General features: G+C 66.6%; 13 protein-coding genes. 3 read left to right on the top strand and 10 right to left on the bottom strand.

Annotated elements, in window-relative coordinates; genetic code table 11:
- Window positions 1-2: 2 nt before the first annotated feature.
- From nuoK to DY467_RS21525, 10 genes are read right to left on the bottom strand one after another with little or no spacing between them, the layout of a single operon-like run.
- Window positions 3-311 (bottom strand): NADH-quinone oxidoreductase subunit NuoK, encoded by a 309-nt coding sequence (gene nuoK, locus DY467_RS21570; protein ID WP_107356823.1) that lies wholly within the window; start codon window positions 309-311, stop codon window positions 3-5.
- The gene (locus tag DY467_RS21565) at window positions 308-814 is read right to left on the bottom strand and encodes an NADH-quinone oxidoreductase subunit J family protein (RefSeq protein WP_164638850.1); all 507 of its coding nucleotides are present in this window, start codon (window positions 812-814) and stop codon (window positions 308-310) included. The genes nuoK and DY467_RS21565 overlap by 4 nt, the downstream gene beginning before the upstream one ends.
- The gene (nuoI, locus tag DY467_RS21560; protein WP_114359405.1) at window positions 811-1,332 is read right to left on the bottom strand and encodes an NADH-quinone oxidoreductase subunit NuoI; all 522 of its coding nucleotides are present in this window, start codon (window positions 1,330-1,332) and stop codon (window positions 811-813) included. The genes DY467_RS21565 and nuoI overlap by 4 nt, the downstream gene beginning before the upstream one ends.
- Window positions 1,329-2,288: an NADH-quinone oxidoreductase subunit NuoH gene (gene nuoH, locus DY467_RS21555; protein WP_164638848.1), complete on the bottom strand. Its 960-nt coding sequence runs from the start codon at window positions 2,286-2,288 to the stop codon at window positions 1,329-1,331. The genes nuoI and nuoH overlap by 4 nt, the downstream gene beginning before the upstream one ends.
- Window positions 2,285-4,918, bottom strand: a complete 2,634-nt coding sequence (nuoG, locus tag DY467_RS21550; RefSeq protein WP_164638845.1) for an NADH-quinone oxidoreductase subunit NuoG — start codon at window positions 4,916-4,918, stop codon at window positions 2,285-2,287. Before nuoG ends, nuoH begins: the two co-directional genes overlap by 4 nt.
- A complete protein-coding gene (locus tag DY467_RS21545) occupies window positions 4,915-6,201 on the bottom strand; it encodes a complex I 51 kDa subunit family protein (protein ID WP_164638843.1) in 1,287 nt (428 codons plus the stop codon). Before DY467_RS21545 ends, nuoG begins: the two co-directional genes overlap by 4 nt.
- On the bottom strand, window positions 6,198-6,686 hold the full coding sequence (nuoE, locus tag DY467_RS21540; RefSeq protein WP_164638841.1) for an NADH-quinone oxidoreductase subunit NuoE: 489 nt from the start codon (window positions 6,684-6,686) through the stop codon (window positions 6,198-6,200). The genes DY467_RS21545 and nuoE overlap by 4 nt, the downstream gene beginning before the upstream one ends.
- Window positions 6,683-8,428 carry an NADH-quinone oxidoreductase subunit C/D gene (gene nuoC / locus DY467_RS21535; protein ID WP_164638840.1) on the bottom strand — a complete coding sequence of 582 codons (1,746 nt, stop codon included), beginning with the start codon at window positions 8,426-8,428 and terminating at the stop codon, window positions 6,683-6,685. The genes nuoE and nuoC overlap by 4 nt, the downstream gene beginning before the upstream one ends.
- Window positions 8,425-9,051: a NuoB/complex I 20 kDa subunit family protein gene (locus tag DY467_RS21530; RefSeq protein ID WP_164608007.1), complete on the bottom strand. Its 627-nt coding sequence runs from the start codon at window positions 9,049-9,051 to the stop codon at window positions 8,425-8,427. Before DY467_RS21530 ends, nuoC begins: the two co-directional genes overlap by 4 nt.
- The gene (locus DY467_RS21525; RefSeq protein WP_011159799.1) at window positions 9,048-9,437 is read right to left on the bottom strand and encodes an NADH-quinone oxidoreductase subunit A; all 390 of its coding nucleotides are present in this window, start codon (window positions 9,435-9,437) and stop codon (window positions 9,048-9,050) included. Before DY467_RS21525 ends, DY467_RS21530 begins: the two co-directional genes overlap by 4 nt.
- Window positions 9,438-9,908: 471 nt before the next feature.
- On the opposite strand from DY467_RS21525, the gene DY467_RS21520 reads away from it, so the two are divergent.
- From DY467_RS21520 to DY467_RS21510, 3 genes are all read left to right on the top strand, one after another.
- A complete protein-coding gene (locus DY467_RS21520) occupies window positions 9,909-11,708 on the top strand; it encodes a glucan ABC transporter ATP-binding protein/ permease (protein WP_164638838.1) in 1,800 nt (599 codons plus the stop codon).
- A gap of 169 nt (window positions 11,709-11,877) precedes the next feature.
- Window positions 11,878-13,326 (top strand): D-alanyl-D-alanine carboxypeptidase family protein, encoded by a 1,449-nt coding sequence (locus DY467_RS21515; RefSeq protein ID WP_164638836.1) that lies wholly within the window; start codon window positions 11,878-11,880, stop codon window positions 13,324-13,326.
- 274 nt (window positions 13,327-13,600) lie between these two features.
- The gene (locus tag DY467_RS21510) at window positions 13,601-15,292 is read left to right on the top strand and encodes a long-chain fatty acid--CoA ligase (RefSeq protein ID WP_107345857.1); all 1,692 of its coding nucleotides are present in this window, start codon (window positions 13,601-13,603) and stop codon (window positions 15,290-15,292) included.
- Window positions 15,293-15,519: the final 227 nt, after the last annotated feature.

The following is a 15,519-nucleotide window of genomic DNA, read 5'->3' as shown; positions in this document are numbered from 1 at the left end:
ACTCACCCCTTCAGCCCGCTGATGGCATCGCTGTCGTCAGTGCCGGTGAGCCGGCGCAGACGCAGGAACAACGCCAGCCCGACCGCGACTTCGGCGGCGGCCAGCGTCAGCACCAGGATGAACATCCCCTGCCCTTCGGGATCGGCGTGATAAGCGCCGGCCGCGATGAAGCCCAGCGCCGGGCCGCTGAGCGCGACCTCCAGCGCCACGAGCTGAAACAGCATGCCCCGGCGCGCCAGCACGCCGAACACGCCGATCGCGAACAAGCCGGCGGCCAGGATCATGATGCCGATCAGGTCGGAGCCGGTCATGATCCGCTCCTCGGGCTGCGGTCGCTGCGACCGATGTGGCGGACGCCGATCAGGCCGGCGAGCAACAACAGTGACGCGAGTTCGACCGCCAGCGCCCACGGCCCGAACAGCAGCTTGCCGACCTCCTGGGCCGACACCGGCGCCGGCTGGCCGGTAGCCTTGAGGCCGAACTCGCCGAACACGAAGGGTGCGACGATCAGCACCGACATCAGAACCGGCAACGGCCAGGCGCGGCGCAGCAGCGCGCGCTCGCGGGTGATCGCCTCCGGCGAGATCGGCAGCGTCATCACCACAAATACGAACAGCACCACGATGGCGCCGGCATAGATCATGATCAGCAGCACGGCCGCGAATGCGGCGCCGAGCGCGAAGAAGCACACCGCCAGCGCCAGCAGCGTCACTACTAAATACAGCAGCGAGTGTACCGCGTTTAGTCGCGCCACCGACAGCGCGGCCGAGATCAGCGCGAAGGCGCCGGCATAGATCGCAAGCAGCGAACTCATGGCAGCAGCCCTTTCAGGTTCACCGGCGGCGCCTCGTGTTCGGCTTCGCCCTTGTCCTTGCCGGGGATCGCCTTGCCGGCGAACGACCAGTAGCGATAGCCGCGCACCTTGCCTTCGCCTGAGATCAGAAGGTCGTGCTTCTCGTACACCAGCGCGTCGCGGCGCCATTCCGACAATTCATAGTCCGGCGTCAGCTGGATCGCCGCGGTCGGACAGGCATCCTCGCAGAAGCCGCAGAAGATGCAGCGGGCGAAGTTGACGCGGAAGTGTTCCGGATACCAGCGGCCGTCGTCGGCCACCGCCTTGGAAAGATCGATGCAGCCGACCGGGCAGACCGTCGCGCACAGATTGCAGGCGACGCAGCGCTCCTGGCCGTCCGGATCGCGGGTCAGCACGATGCGGCCGCGGGCGCGCGGATACAGCTTCGGCTTCTGTTCCGGATAGAGCTGGGTCTCCGGTTTGACGAACAGCTTGCGGCCGACCCGCAACAGCGCTTCCAGCCATCCGAATCCGATCATGACGCGCTCCTCGCCACCACGACGATGCCGGTCAGCATCAGATTGAGCAGCGACAGCGGCAGCGCCACCTTCCAGGCGAAGCTCAGCAGCTGATCGTAGCGCGGCCGCGGCAGCGTGGCGCGGATCCAGACGAACGCGACCGCGATCACAGCGGTCTTGAGCCCGAACCAGACCGGGCCCGGCAGCCACGGCCCGAGCCAGCCGCCGAAGAACAGCGTCACCGCCAGCGCCGACACCAGCAGCACCGCGAGGTATTCGCCGAGGAAGAACAGGCCGAACGACATGCCGGTATATTCGGTGATGAAGCCGGCGATCAGATCGTTCTCGGATTCCGGCAGGTCGAACGGCAGCCGGTGCGCAGCCGCAACGCCGGCGATGGTGAACAGCACCGCCCCGAGTGGCTGCACCACCACGAACCAGACGCCGCGCTGCGCCTCGACGATCTCGGCCATCGAGAACGAACCGGCGATCATCACCACGCCCATCAGCGACAGGCCGAGGAACACCTCATAGGCCAGCATCTGCGCCGCGGCACGCATGCCGCCGAGCAGCGAGAACCGGTTGTTCGAGGCCCAGGCGCCGAGCACGGCGGCATAAGCGGTCAGCCCCAGCATGCCGAGCAGGAACAACAGTCCGACATCGACCGAGGACAGCGCCCAGCCGTCACCGATCGCCACCACGCCGAAGCCGGCGAGCACCGGCGTCGCTGCGACGGCCGGCGCCAGGATGTAGAGGAGCTTGTCGGCGCCCGGCGGCGGCCGATCCTCTTTGGTGAGGATCTTCACCGTGTCGGCGACCCATTGCAGCGCCCCGAACGGGCCGACGCGGTTCGGCCCGTAGCGCTCCTGCACGAAGCCGAGCAGCCGCCGCTCGACCCAGGTGAAGGTGCCGGCGAGCACCAGCAGCACCATGATCAGCGCGACTGAAATCGTGGCAGTGATGATCATCCCGATCATGGCGCCGCCTCGACCTTGACCCGGCGCAGCGGCCCGCGCGGCTGGCACGAGCCGGCGCTGATCACCACGGTGCCGCGCGGCACCGAAGCATCCAGCGTCACCACCGGCGCGCAGGGATTGCCGTCGACCTGCACCGCGCTGCCGTCCCGGAAACCGTGCAGCGCCGCGTCGTCAGGATGCAGCAGCAGGCGCGGCGCCGGCCGGCGCGCAGCAAGTAGCGCACTGGCGCGGCTCAGCTCGCCGCCGGTGAAGGCGTCGTGCAGCGGGATCAGCCACAGCCCCTCGCCGGCCTCACCCCGTTGCGACACGGCATCCGGCAGAGACGCTTCGCCCGGCTTGATCAGCAAGGTGCCGGGATCGCCGCCGCGCAGCGGACCGCCGACTTCTTCCAAGAAGCGCGTGACGTTGTTGGCCGAATGCAGGCCGGAGGTCTTGTAGCTGGTGATCAGCGGCGTCGGCACCGCGGTGCCACGCGCGCCCTTGATGCCGAAAGTCAGCGGCCCATCCTGATCGACGGGGATCACCGCATCAGCAAACTGCCCGGCGCGATCGTCGGCGGTCCGGCCGGTGTAAGGCCGCGGTGCGCGAGTGACTTTGCCGTCGGCCATTCCGAAGTCTTCGCCCGGCGCCGCGTCGGCCACCGCCACGAGATCGGGACGCTCGACGATCAGATCGCCGATGAGCGCGTCGAGCCCGTGCCAGTCGCCGGCGCCAAACGCATCGAGCCGGCGCCAGCTTGCCGGTGCGGAATCTTGCGGCGCCACCGCGGCGAAGAAGCGCTGGGCCCGGCCTTCATAATTGACGAAGGTGCCGGTCGCCTCGGTGAACGGCGCCACCGGCAGCGCAACCGCCGCGCGCGCGGTGGTCTCGTTGGCCATCGAGTCCAGCGCAACCACACCCTTCGCGGCGGCCAACAGCCGCTCGACGCTAGCGCGCGGGGCACGGTCGAACAGATCGTTCTCGAGCACGATCGCGGTCTTGGCACCGCCGCGCTCGAGCAAAGCGGCAGCGCTGTCGAGGCCGTCGCCGCCGAGCAGCGCCAGCCCGATGCTGTTGGCTTCCGGCGCCAGCAGCACGATCCGCGCCTTGGCGCCGAGCGCAGTGACGATGCGCGCCGCCGTCTCGATGATCTCGGCCGACATCAGCGCGCAGCCGGCGACGATCAGCGGCCGCTCGGCGTTCGCCAGAATCTCGGCGACCCGCGCCGCTTCAGAATGCTCCTCGACCAAGCCGGCGGGGCCTGCGCCGAGCGCAGACGCAACGCTGCCGCCGAATGCGGCGACGCCTTGCGGATCGAGCCGCAGCGACAACGCAGCAAGATCGTCGAGCGCATCAGGCAGCGGCGTCGCCAGCACGATCGGCGAGCGGCGCCCCTCGCCGGCAGTGCGCACTGCCGGATCGAGGAAGGCGTGCACGCCCTTCTGCGCCGCGAGCTCGCGCTCAGCGCCCCTTGCGGTCTGCCGCATCGCCAAGGCGAGCCGCGGCGCGGTGCCGGTGAGGTTTTCGCCGAGCACCAGCACGGCATCGGCGTGCTCGACCTCCTGCAGCGACGCGATCTTGGCGGGGCCGGCGCGCAGGATCTCGACGATGCGACGCACCAGATTAGATTCGACGTCGGACACGCCAGCGAAGAACCGCTCCGGTCCGACCAGGCGCTGCAGCGCGTAGTTGGCTTCCAGCGAGGCACGCGGCGAACCGATCCCGATCGCGCCTTCGGCGACGATCGCATGCGCGGCCGAGGCGGCGTCATGCTCGCTGGCAGGCATCCCCTCGATCAACGGCTGGCGCAGCCGATGCTCGGAGACGACGTGCAGCGGCCCGTAGCGGCCGCGGTCGCAGATGAAGTAGCCGTTGAGGGCGCCGTGATAACGATTCTGCACCCGCTTCACCCGACCGTCGCGCTGGTCGACCAGAATGCTGCAGCCGAGCGAGCAATGCGGACAGATCGACGGCGTCGCCCGCATGTCCCATTTGCGCGAATAATCGCGCGACCAGCCCTTGTCGTTGAACACGCCGGTCGGACACACTTCGGCGAGATTGCCGGCGAACGGGCTTTCCAGCGGACCATCCTCGGCGCGGCCGAAATACACGTTGTCGTGGGCGCCGAACGCGTCGAGATCGCGGCCGCCCGCATAGTCGCGATAGAACCGGGTGCAGCGATAGCAGGCGATGCAGCGGTTCATCTCGTGCGTCACCAGCGGCCCGAGATCCTGATTGCGATGGGTCCGCTTGGTGAATTTGTAGCGGCGATCGATGTGGCCGGTGGCGACCGTCATGTCCTGCAGATGGCAGGAGCCGGCCTCCTCGCACACCGGGCAATCGTGCGGATGGTTGACCATCAGCCACTCGATCACCTGGGCGCGGAACGCCACCGCTTCCGGATCGGACACGGACACCCGCTCGACGTCGGCGACCGGCGTCATGCAGCTCATGACGATGCGGCCTTCCTTGTCGTCCGGACCGTCATAGACCTTCACGGCGCATTGCCGGCAGGCGCCGACCGAGCCGAGCGCCCCGTGCCAGCAGAAATACGGCACGTCGATGCCGTGGGTCAGACACGCCGACAGCAGGTCCTCGCCGTCCTTGGCTTCGATGACGCGGCCGTCGATCTCGATCTTCTTCTTGGTCATGCGCGGCCCACCGGACAGAAGCCCTGGAGGTGGGCCGTGAAGATGTCGCCGAAGCGTTCGAGACCGCTACGCAGCGGTGTCAGCGCGCCGGTGTTGAGGTCACAATAGGAGCGGCCCGACGGACCGGACAGCGCGACATGCTGGTGCAGCAGGTCGATGTCGGCGCGTGTGCCCTTGCCGGCTTCGAGCGTGTCGAGCAGCTTCGATACCCACGGCAAACCGTCGCGGCACGGCGTGCACAGCCCGCAGCTCTCGCGCGCGTAGAAACGCATATGACGCCCGATCGCCGCTACCGGACAGGCGCGATCGTCGAGCACGATCAGCGCGCCGGTGCCGAGCGAACTGCCGGCCTTCTTGGCGTTGGTGAAATCGAGCGGCACGTCGAGCTCGGCCTTCTCGAAGAACGCGGTGGCGCCGCCGCCGGGCTGGAATGCCAGCAACGCGCGGCCATTGCGAATGCCGCCGGCGCGGTGCAGCAGTTCGCGCGCGGTCGAGCCCATCGGCGCTTCGATCAGTTGCGGGCGCTCGACGCAGCCGGAGATGCCGTACAGCTTAGTGCCGCCTTCGTCGGTGAACGACAGCGATCGGTACCACTCAGCGCCGTTCTCGATGATCGACGGCACTGACGATAACGTCTCGACATTGTTGACGGTGGTCGGCCGTCCCCACAGGCCGCTGACCGCTGGATAAGGCGGGCGATGCCGCGGCAGCGGACGCTCGCCCTCGATCGCGGCAATCAGTGCGGTCTCTTCGCCGACGATGTAGCGCCCCGCCGAAGCGTGGACCCGCATCGTCAGATCGAAACCGGAGCCGAGAATGTCGCGTCCGAGCAGGCCGCTCGCTTCCGCTTCGGCAATCGCGCGGCAGAGCGCAGCGGCAGCGGCGCGATACTCGTCGCGGACCAGAATGATCACTTCGGTGGCGCCGATCGCGTAAGCCGCGATGGTCGCGCCCTCGATCAGTTGATGCGGCAGCGCCTCCATCAACAGCCGGTCCTTGAACGAGCCGGGCTCGGTCTCGTCACCGTTGACGCAGAGATAGCGTGCGCCTGGACCGGCCTTGTCGCTGCCGGCGCGCATGAAGCGCCATTTGTTGGCGGTCGGGAAGCCCGCGCCGCCGCGGCCGCGCAGGCCCGCGGCCTCGACCATCGCGATGATCGCTTCCGGGCTATGGCGCTTGAGCGCGAGCGACAGCGCCGCGTAGCCGCCGAGCCCGCGCCAGGCGGCAAGGCTGTGGGGCTGACGGTCGGCGCGCGCGCGGCCGGTGAGCGGCTTGTCGCTCATGGCTTGCCTCCCACCGCTGCGCCGCCGATCAGCGCGTCGAGATCGTCCGGCGTCAGCGGGCCGACCAGCTTGCGCTCCGGGCCGACCAGCGCCACCGGCGCACGATCGCAGCCGCCGACGCAGCAGATGTTGATCAGGGTGAACTTGCCGTCCGGCGTGGTTTCGCCGAAGCCGATGCCGAGCCTGCTCATCACTGCATCGCGCACCGCATCGCCGCCGCACAGATAGCAGCTCAGCCCGTCGCAGAGCAGGATCACGGTGTCGCCGACCGGCGAGCGGAAGATCTGGCTGTAGAAGGTCGCGAGCGCGTCGATCTCGGCCGGCGTGACGCCGAGCACGTCGGCGGCTTCCTTCAGATGCGCGTCGGACACCCAGCCTTCGGCTTCCTGCACCAGCTTCAGCGCTTCCACCATCGCAGCCTTCGCGCCGCCATGGGTGGCGGCAGCGTGCTGGATCGCGGTCTTGAGGGCGGGGCTGAGGCTCATCGGTCGACGTCCGACATCACGTAGTCAATGCTGCCGAGATAGGCGACGAGATCGGCCACCATCATGCCGGGGGCGACCGCGGAAATCATCTGCAGATGCGCGAACGACGGCGTGCGAATCCGGGTGCGATAGCTCGACGGCTCGCCGTCCGAAATCAGCGCGAACTGCGTCAGGCCGCGCACGGTCTCGACCTGGCCGGTGTATTCGCCCGGCGGCAGCACCGGCCCCCAGCTCGTGTTGACGAAGTGATGGATCATGGTCTCGATGTCGTGCAGCATCCGCTCGCGCGGCGGCGGCGTCGTCAGCGGATGATCGGCCTTGATCGGACCGGACGGCATGTTGTCGACGCACTGCCGGATGATCTTCAGCGACTGCCGAATCTCCTCGACCCGTACCACGGTGCGGTCGTAGCAATCGCCAGCGTGGCCGACCGGAATTTCGAAGTCGAAGTTCTCGAAGCCCGCATAGGGCCGCGCCTTGCGCACGTCCCAGGCATAGCCGGTCGCCCGCAGGCCCGGACCGGTGACGCCCCAATCCAGCGCCATCGCGGTGTCGTAGGCCGCAATGCCCTTGGTCCGCGCGCGAAAGATCTCGTTGCGCAGCACCATGCCTTCGTAATCGTCGAGCCGCGACGGCATCCAGTCGAGGAATTCGCGCACCAGCCGATCCCAGCCGTCCGGCAGATCCATCGACAGGCCGCCGATGCGGAAGAAGCCGGGATGCATCCGGGCGCCGGTGATCGACTCGATCACCCGGTAGCCGCGCTCGCGGTCGGTGAACATATAGAACACCGGCGACATCGCACCGGTGTCCTGCGCCATGGTGCCGTAGAACAACAGGTGGTTCATGATGCGGAACATTTCCGACAGCATGATCCGCACCGTGAGCGCACGGTCGGGCACCTTGATGCCGCAGGCCTTCTCGACCGCCTGCAGGTAGGGCATCTCGCCCATCACCCCGCCTAAGTAATCGACGCGGTCGGTGTAGGGCAGGAAGTTGTGCCAAGTCTGGCGCTCGGCCATCTTCTCGGCACCGCGATGATGGAAGCCGATATCGGGCCGCGCCGCGACGATCTCTTCACCGTCGAGCGCCAGCACGATTCGGAACACGCCGTGGGTCGCCATTGAATGCGGCCCGTAGTTCAGGATCATCAGCTCGACGCCGTCGCGATGCGTCGGCAGGCCGAACTTCTCCGGATCGGCGGCGAGCGCGTGCTCCTTGGCGTCGAACAGCGACGCCGTCATGTTGAACAGCGGCCGCTCCGTGGCGCGACCCGGCTGGGTCTTGCGCATCGGGTGGCCTTCCCAGCCCGGCGGCAACAGGATGCGCAGCGAATGCGGCTGAGCTTCGAACTCGACGCCGAACATGTCGTAGGCTTCGCGCTCGTACCACGGCGCGTTGGGATACACCGAGCCGATCGACTTGGCGCGCGGATATTCGGCATCGAGCGCGATCTTGATCCGGATGTCAGCATTGCGCTCGTGCGACATCAGATGGCTGGCGATGGTGATGCCGGACGGCGGCAGGCCTTCGCGATGCTTGCGCGCGGTCTCGTCGATCGCCCACAGGTCGACCAGCATCCTGAACGGCCGGTCGATCTCCTGCTTCAGGAAGCGATGCACGTCGATCGTCGCGTCCGGCCGAATCCAGACGGTCGGAAAACGATCGGCAGTAACTTGCTGGCCCAGCACCGCATCCTTGAAGCGCGTGCTGAGCTCGGTGACGAGTTCGGATGCGCTCACAATGACTCCGGCGGATCGAGCAGGGTCTGCGCCATGCGCGTCTCGCGGCGCTGGTCGCGCCGGCGCGGCGCATCGAAGCCGAGGCCGGCGGTGTTGCCGACGGTGACGCCGAGCGGGCGGCGTTCGCTGCCGACCTGCTGCTGCAGCATGATCAGCGCGTCGAGCACCGCCTCGGGGCGCGGGGGGCAGCCGGGGATGTAGACGTCGACCGGAATGAAGCGGTCGACGCCCTGCACCACCGAATAGATATCGTACATGCCGCCCGAGCAGGCGCAGGCGCCCATCGCGATCACCCAGCGCGGCGCGCGCATCTGTTCGTACAGGCGCAGCAGCGGCGCAGCCATCTTGTGAAACACGGTGCCGGACACGACGAGGAGATCGGCCTGCCGCGGCGAAGCGCGGATCACCTCGGCGCCGAACCGTGCCTGATCGTAGACCGGCGTCAGCACCGTGACCTGTTCGACGTAGCAGCACGACAGCCCGAAATTGAACGGCCACAGGCTGTGCTTGCGCGACCACGCGGTGAGGTCTTCGAGCGTGGTGAAAAGGCTCGACAGCGCCATATGCTCTTCGACCGAGCGCTGTTCGTCCGGCATGCCCGGATGTTGCGGCGTCATCGTCATCGGCGCTTGCCCTTCACCCAGTCGAGCGCTCCGTCGAGCCACAGATACACCAGCGCCAGCAGCAGCACGCCGATGAAGACGGCCGCTTCGATCAGGCCGAGCCAGCCGGCGTCGCGCGCGGCGACCGCCCAGGCGAACAGGATCGCCGCTTCCATGTCGAAGATCACGAACAGCGCGGCGATCAGGAAGTACGGCGCGTTCAACGGCCCCTGCTGCGGCTGCGCCGGCAGCACGCCGCCTTCGTAGGGCACGTCGGGCCGCGCACCGGAGCGCTTCTCGCGCAGCCAGGCCGCGACCACGATGATCGCCGCAACGATCCCGGCCGACAGCGCGACGTGGATAGCGAGTGCGGCGCCCGAATTGATCGGAAGGGTCAGATCACCCACCGGCAAGGCTCCAACAAACAGCGGAAGAGCGGAAGAGCGGAAGAGCGGAAGAGCGGATCACGAACGATCCGACGTGGGGTGTAGAAGTCGGGTTGTTAACGCATCGTCACCATGCCATCCGACCCGTCAAGGCTGGTTGACGCGGATCAACTCCGCGGCCACGACAACGTGAGAATCCCGCTGTGATTTCCTGTACTTGGAACCCGGTATAGGGTGTCGGAAAGCCCCGCATGGCAGGGCTTTGCGGCCTCCAGCCAGGGCTACCCCGACGGCCGAATCGGCCTCGTTCACGATCTGCGGCACGTTGCCACGTTAAGCCGCGAATGGCCGTGAGCTTGCATCCCCCGGTGACCGTCCGAGGTCGGCTGCGTACGCATCGGTCCGTCCGAACACGCCTGGGACAGATGCGCGAACACATTTCGCCGGACGCTGAAATGATCTAACGATAATTGTTTCGTCCTGGGCCGGCTGATGTCGCTAATCCATCTCTACACCCGCGTGCTGCAACTGCTCGGCAAGGAGGCGCGGCTCGGCTGGATTCTTGCCGTCGCCAATCTGCTGCTCGCCACCGCGCAATTCGCCGAGCCGATCTTGTTCGGCCGGATCGTCGACGTGATGAGCGGCAATCTCGCCACCGGCGCACTTGTGCCGGAGACGCGCTCGCCCTGGCCGTTACTCGGCGCCTGGGTCGGCTTCGGCCTGTTCACCATCATGTGCTCGGCCCTGGTTGCGCTGCAGGCCGACCGGCTGGCGCACCGGCAACGCCAGGCCGTGCTCACCGGCTACTTCGAACACATCCTACAACTGCCGATCAGCTTTCACACCGGTACCCATTCGGGCCGGCTGATGAAGGTGATGCTGCAAGGCACCGACGCGCTGTGGCGAATGTGGCTCGGCTTCTTCCGCGAGCACTTCGCCGCGATTCTGTCGCTGGTCGTGCTGCTGCCGTTGTCGCTGTACATCAACTGGCGGCTGGCAATTCTGCTGTTCGTGCTGTGCGTCGTGTTCACGGTGCTGACCACACTGGTGGTGCACAAGACCTACGGCATGCAGGGCGAGGTCGAAGCCCAATACAGCGATCTCTCCGCCCGCGCTTCGGACGCGCTTGGGAACGTCGCGCTGGTGCAGAGCTTCGTACGCATCGACGCCGAGGTGCAGGGGCTGCGCAACGTCTCGGGGCGGCTGCTCGCGGCGCAGATGCCGGTGCTGTCGTGGTGGGCGCTGGTGACGGTGATCACCCGCGCCTCCACCACCATTACGGTGCTGTCGATTTTCGCGCTGGGCATCTACCTCAACCAGCAGGGGCTCACCAGCGTCGGCGAGATCGTGATGTTCGTCTCGTTCGCCACGCTGCTGATCCAGCGACTCGAGCAGGTGGTGAACTTCATCAACAACGTTCTGATGGAAGCGCCGCGCTTGCGCGAATTCATCGCGGTGCTCGATACCGTCCCCGCCGTGCGCGACCGCGCGGATGCGATCGACTGCGGCCGGCTGTCCGGCCTGGTCGAATTCCAGAACGTGTCGTTTTCTTATGACGGCAAGCGGCCGGCGGTCGAGGACCTGAGCTTCACCGCCCTGCGCGGCGACACCATCGCGCTTGTCGGCGCCACCGGCGCCGGCAAGTCGACCGCGATCGCGCTGCTGCATCGCGCCTTCGATCCGCAGTCCGGCGTAATCAAGGTCGACGGCATGGACGTCCGCGGTATTACACTGGCGTCGCTACGGCGGAACATCGGCGTGGTGTTTCAGGAAGCGCTGCTGTTCGATCGCTCGATCGCCGATAACCTGCGGGTCGGCAAACCGGACGCGACGCCGGAAGAACTGCGCCCCGCCGCCGAGCGCGCCCAAGCGCTGGAGTTCATCGAGCGCAGCGACCACAAGTTCGAGACCAATGCCGGCGAGCGCGGCCGGATGCTGTCCGGCGGCGAGCGGCAACGGTTGTCGATTGCGCGCGCATTGCTGAAGGATCCGCCGATCCTGATCCTCGACGAAGCCACCTCGGCGCTCGACGCAGTCACCGAGGCCAAGCTCAACCTCGCGCTCGACGAGGTGATGAAAGGCCGCACCACCTTCGTGATTGCGCACCGCCTGTCCACCATTCGCGACGCCACCCGTATTCTGGTGTTCGACAACGGCAAAGTGATCGAAAGCGGAACGTTCGATGAACTGGTGGCGCGCGGCGGCGCATTTGCGCAATTGGCGCGGGCGCAGTTCATGGTGCAGGAGAGCGCGCGCTCCGCAATGAGCCCGGCAGCCGACGCACAACTCTAATCGGTCGAATTTCAGCCCTTTTCGTCCCCGATTACCCGGGGCCAAGCCCTGTTCTGCGGGCGCGAGCCGGTATAGGGTCGGGTTTGCTGGGGCCACCGCCTGAAAACCCGAACGTCACCGTGCCGCGATCTCGTCGGCGCGACGGAACTCACAGGACCGGAATCGGAACGTGCCTTTCATCACTGCACAGCCTCGCCGTTCATCCTCGTTTTTGACCATCGTCGTTGCGGCGTTGTTGTCGCTGACCGTGCTGCCACGCGTCGCGAATGCCGAAGCGCTGCTGCTGATCGAGGCCGATACCGGCAAGGTGCTGCAGGCCGACAACGCCACCTACCCGTGGCATCCGGCCTCCGTCACCAAGCTGATGACGCTGTATGTGACACTGCAGGCGGTGAAGCAGGGCCGCATCACGCCGGACACGCTGCAGACAGTGTCGCCGATCGCCTCGGCGCAATCGCCCTCGAAGATGGGCTTCCGCGCCGGCACCCAGCTCACCGTCGACAACGCGCTGAAGATGATGATGGTGAAGTCGGCTAACGACATGGCCGTGGTGCTGGCCGAAGGCGTCGGCGGTTCGATCGACGGCTTCTCGGCGATGATGAACGATACCGCGGCGCGGCTCGGAATGACGCAGACCCACTACGTCAATCCCAACGGCCTGCCCGCCGACGAGCAGGTGACCTCGGCGCGCGACCTCGCGATTCTCGCCCGCGCCATCATCCGCGACCTGCCCGAATACGAATACTACGTCCACATTCCGGCGATCCGCTTCGGCAAGCGGGTGACGCGGAACTTCAACAAGCTGATCGGCCGCTATCCCGGCGCTGACGGCTTCAAGACCGGCTTTATCTGCGCCTCGGGCTACAATCTGGTCGCCAGCGCCACGCGCAACGGCCGCCGGCTGATCGCCGTCGTGCTCGGTGCCAGCTCCGGCCAGGACCGCGCCGTGAAGGCCGCGCAACTGTTGGAGCGCGGCTTCTCCACCAACACCCTCGCCTGGCTGACGCCGTCGCTCGGCACCGTCGACAATCTGGCGCCGATCGCCGCCGCGCCGCCGGATCTGCGCGACGAGATGTGCGGACCGAAGCGCAAGCGCCCGGCCAGCGACGAAGACGAAACCGTCGCCAACGCGCTGTCTGGCAATCCGGTGATGTCGATGTTCCAGACGCCGGCGCTGCGGCCGGTCGACATGATCGCCGCCGAACCCGAACCGACCCAGCCGGTGCTGGTCTATACCGGTCCGACCCGCAGCGGTCCGGCGCTGATCGCCGCCGAGGCCAGCGATGCCGAGCGGCAGGCCGTCAAGCCGGCCAAGAAGAAGAAAGCCCGGGTCGCCAAGAAGAACGATGCCGCTTCGGAAGGTCAGGAAGCCAGCGTCGATCAGGCTGCGCCGAAGGGCAGCAAGCCGCGTACCGCGGTCGTCGTCGATACCAACAAGCCCGCTAAACCTGCTGCCGGTGCCAAGCCAGCCGGCACCAAGCATGCGGGCCCGAAGCATGCGACGGCAAAGCCTGAAGCCGCAGCGGACAAGCCTGCCGCTCCGGCCAAGCCGAAGCCGAAGGCTGCCGCCAAACCTGCGCCGAGCAGCGCAGCCAGCGACGCCAAGCCGAAATCCTGACGACCGTTACGGCAGCCTGAATCAACCTCTCGTTGCCGCCCCTTGATGGTTCACAGACCGCCGTCGCACTGCGGCGTGCGGCCGCTTGCGTTCGGTGTTGGCTTCGCTCAATACTCCGCCGAACGGGAGGTCGAACGCGGTTTTCGAGTACTTATTTCGCAACGCAGCAAACGACCTGCGGCGTCTTTCGGCCAATTCGCCGCCCCCAACCGATATGCAACAATCATAACGCACGAAGCGGAATGCTTCGGGCAGGCGACACGAGGAACACACCATGGAGCGGATCTGGCTCAAGCAATACCCGCCGGGCGTCCCGGCCGACATCGACGTGACGCAGTATCCCTCGCTGGTCGATCTGTTCGAGGAAAGCTTCCGTAAGTACAGCGATCGCAAAGCCTTCATCTGCATGGACAAGGCGATCACCTATCGCGAGCTCGACGAGATGTCGGTCGCGCTGGGCGCCTACCTGCAGGGCAAGGGTCTGCAGAAGGGCGCGCGCGTCGCGCTGATGATGCCGAACGTGCTGCAGTATCCGGTGGCGATCGCTGCAGTGCTGCGCGCCGGCTTCGCGGTGGTCAACGTCAACCCGCTCTACACCCCGCGCGAGCTCGAGCATCAGCTCAAAGATTCCGGCGCCGAAGCCATCATCGTGCTGGAGAACTTCGCCCACACGGTCGAGCAGGTGGTCGCCCGCACGCCCGTCAAGCACATCATCGTCGGCACGATGGGCGACATGCTCGGCTTCAAGGGCGTGATCGTCAATCTGGTGGTCCGCAAGGTGAAGAAGATGGTGCCGGCCTATTCGCTGCCGGGCGCGGTCTCGTTCAACGATGCGGTCTCGGCCGGCCGCGGCCAGAAGTTCACCAAGCCGGCGATCGGTCCGGAGAGCGTCGCCTTCCTGCAATATACCGGCGGCACCACCGGCGTCTCCAAGGGCGCGACGCTGCTCCACCGCAACGTGGTGGCGAACGTGCTGCAGAACGACGCCTGGCTGCAGCCAGCGCTGGCCAAGCCGCCGCATGTCGACCAGCTGTTCATCGTCTGCGCGCTGCCGCTGTACCACATCTTCGCGCTGACCGCGTGCTACCTGCTCGGCATGCGCGCGGGTGGCGTCAACCTGCTGATCCCGAACCCGCGCGACATCCCAGGCTTCATCAAGGAACTGATGAAGTATCAGGTCAACAGCTTCCCGGCCGTCAACACGCTGTACAACGGCCTGCTCCACGCGCCGGGCTTCGACAAGGTCGACTTCTCCAAGCTGAAGATCTCCAATGGCGGCGGCATGGCGGTGCAACGTCCGGTCGCCGAAGCCTGGCTGAAGATGACCGGCTGCCCGATCGCCGAAGGCTACGGCCTGTCCGAGACCGCGCCGGTGCTGACCTGCAACCCCGCGACCGTCACCGAGTTCAACGGCACCATCGGGCTTCCGATGCCGTCGACCGAGCTCTCGATCCGCGACGAAGAGGGCAAGGAAGTGCCGTTCGGCACCCCCGGCGAGATTTGCGCCAGGGGTCCGCAGGTGATGTCCGGCTACTGGAATCGTCCCGACGAGACCGCGCTGGTGATGACTGCCGACGGATTCTTCCGCACCGGCGATATCGGCGTGATGTCGCCCGACGGCTTCACCAAGATCGTCGACCGCAAGAAGGATATGATCCTGGTCTCCGGCTTCAACGTCTATCCGAACGAAGTCGAGGAAGTGGTCGCCAGCCATCCCGGCGTGCTGGAATGCGCGGTGATCGGCGTGCCGGACTCGCGCACCGGCGAAGCCGTCAAGGCGTTCGTGGTGAAGAAGGACCCGGATGTCACCGCCGAGGACATCATCAAGTTTTGCCACAACGAACTGACCAACTACAAAGTGCCGCGGCAGATCGAATTCCGCACCACGCTGCCGAAGACCAACGTCGGCAAGATCCTGCGCCGCGAACTGCGCGACGAGAAGAAGAGCAATCAGGCCGCGGCGTAAACGCCTGCCCTTCTCTTGCCCTCCACGTCATTCCGGGGCGCGGCCAAACGGCCGCGAACCCAGAATCTCGCAGTTATCGTGCCGGTGTCAGATTCCGGGTTCGCTCGCTGGCGCGAGCGCCCCGGAATGACGGCGTTACGCTTGGAGCACGCGCCGCCGCCTACAGCACAAACACCTAACCGATCCCGCAATATTGTCACTGTCATACCCGCGGGCTAGAAATCATC

Source organism: Rhodopseudomonas sp. BR0G17 (assembly GCF_010907025.1).
GTDB classification, from domain to species: Bacteria; Pseudomonadota; Alphaproteobacteria; order Rhizobiales; family Xanthobacteraceae; genus Rhodopseudomonas; species Rhodopseudomonas palustris_H.
The sequence above is the reverse complement of the archived record's forward strand: the minus strand, read 5'-3'. Positions and strand labels throughout refer to the sequence as shown.

Excerpts from the sequence above, each read along its gene's own strand:
- nuoI (WP_114359405.1), bottom strand. The coding sequence starts at position 1,332 with ATGATCGGATTCGGATGGCTGGAAGCGCTGTTGCGGGTCGGCCGCAAG.
- nuoH (WP_164638848.1), bottom strand. The coding sequence starts at position 2,288 with ATGATCGGGATGATCATCACTGCCACGATTTCAGTCGCGCTGATCATG.
- DY467_RS21565 (WP_164638850.1), bottom strand. The coding sequence starts at position 814 with ATGAGTTCGCTGCTTGCGATCTATGCCGGCGCCTTCGCGCTGATCTCG.
- nuoE (WP_164638841.1), bottom strand. The coding sequence starts at position 6,686 with ATGAGCCTCAGCCCCGCCCTCAAGACCGCGATCCAGCACGCTGCCGCC.
- nuoK (WP_107356823.1), bottom strand. The coding sequence starts at position 311 with ATGACCGGCTCCGACCTGATCGGCATCATGATCCTGGCCGCCGGCTTG.
- nuoG (WP_164638845.1), bottom strand. The coding sequence starts at position 4,918 with ATGACCAAGAAGAAGATCGAGATCGACGGCCGCGTCATCGAAGCCAAG.
- DY467_RS21545 (WP_164638843.1), bottom strand. The coding sequence starts at position 6,201 with ATGAGCGACAAGCCGCTCACCGGCCGCGCGCGCGCCGACCGTCAGCCC.
- DY467_RS21520 (WP_164638838.1), top strand. The coding sequence starts at position 9,909 with ATGTCGCTAATCCATCTCTACACCCGCGTGCTGCAACTGCTCGGCAAG.
- DY467_RS21510 (WP_107345857.1), top strand. The coding sequence starts at position 13,601 with ATGGAGCGGATCTGGCTCAAGCAATACCCGCCGGGCGTCCCGGCCGAC.
- DY467_RS21530 (WP_164608007.1), bottom strand. The coding sequence starts at position 9,051 with ATGACGATGACGCCGCAACATCCGGGCATGCCGGACGAACAGCGCTCG.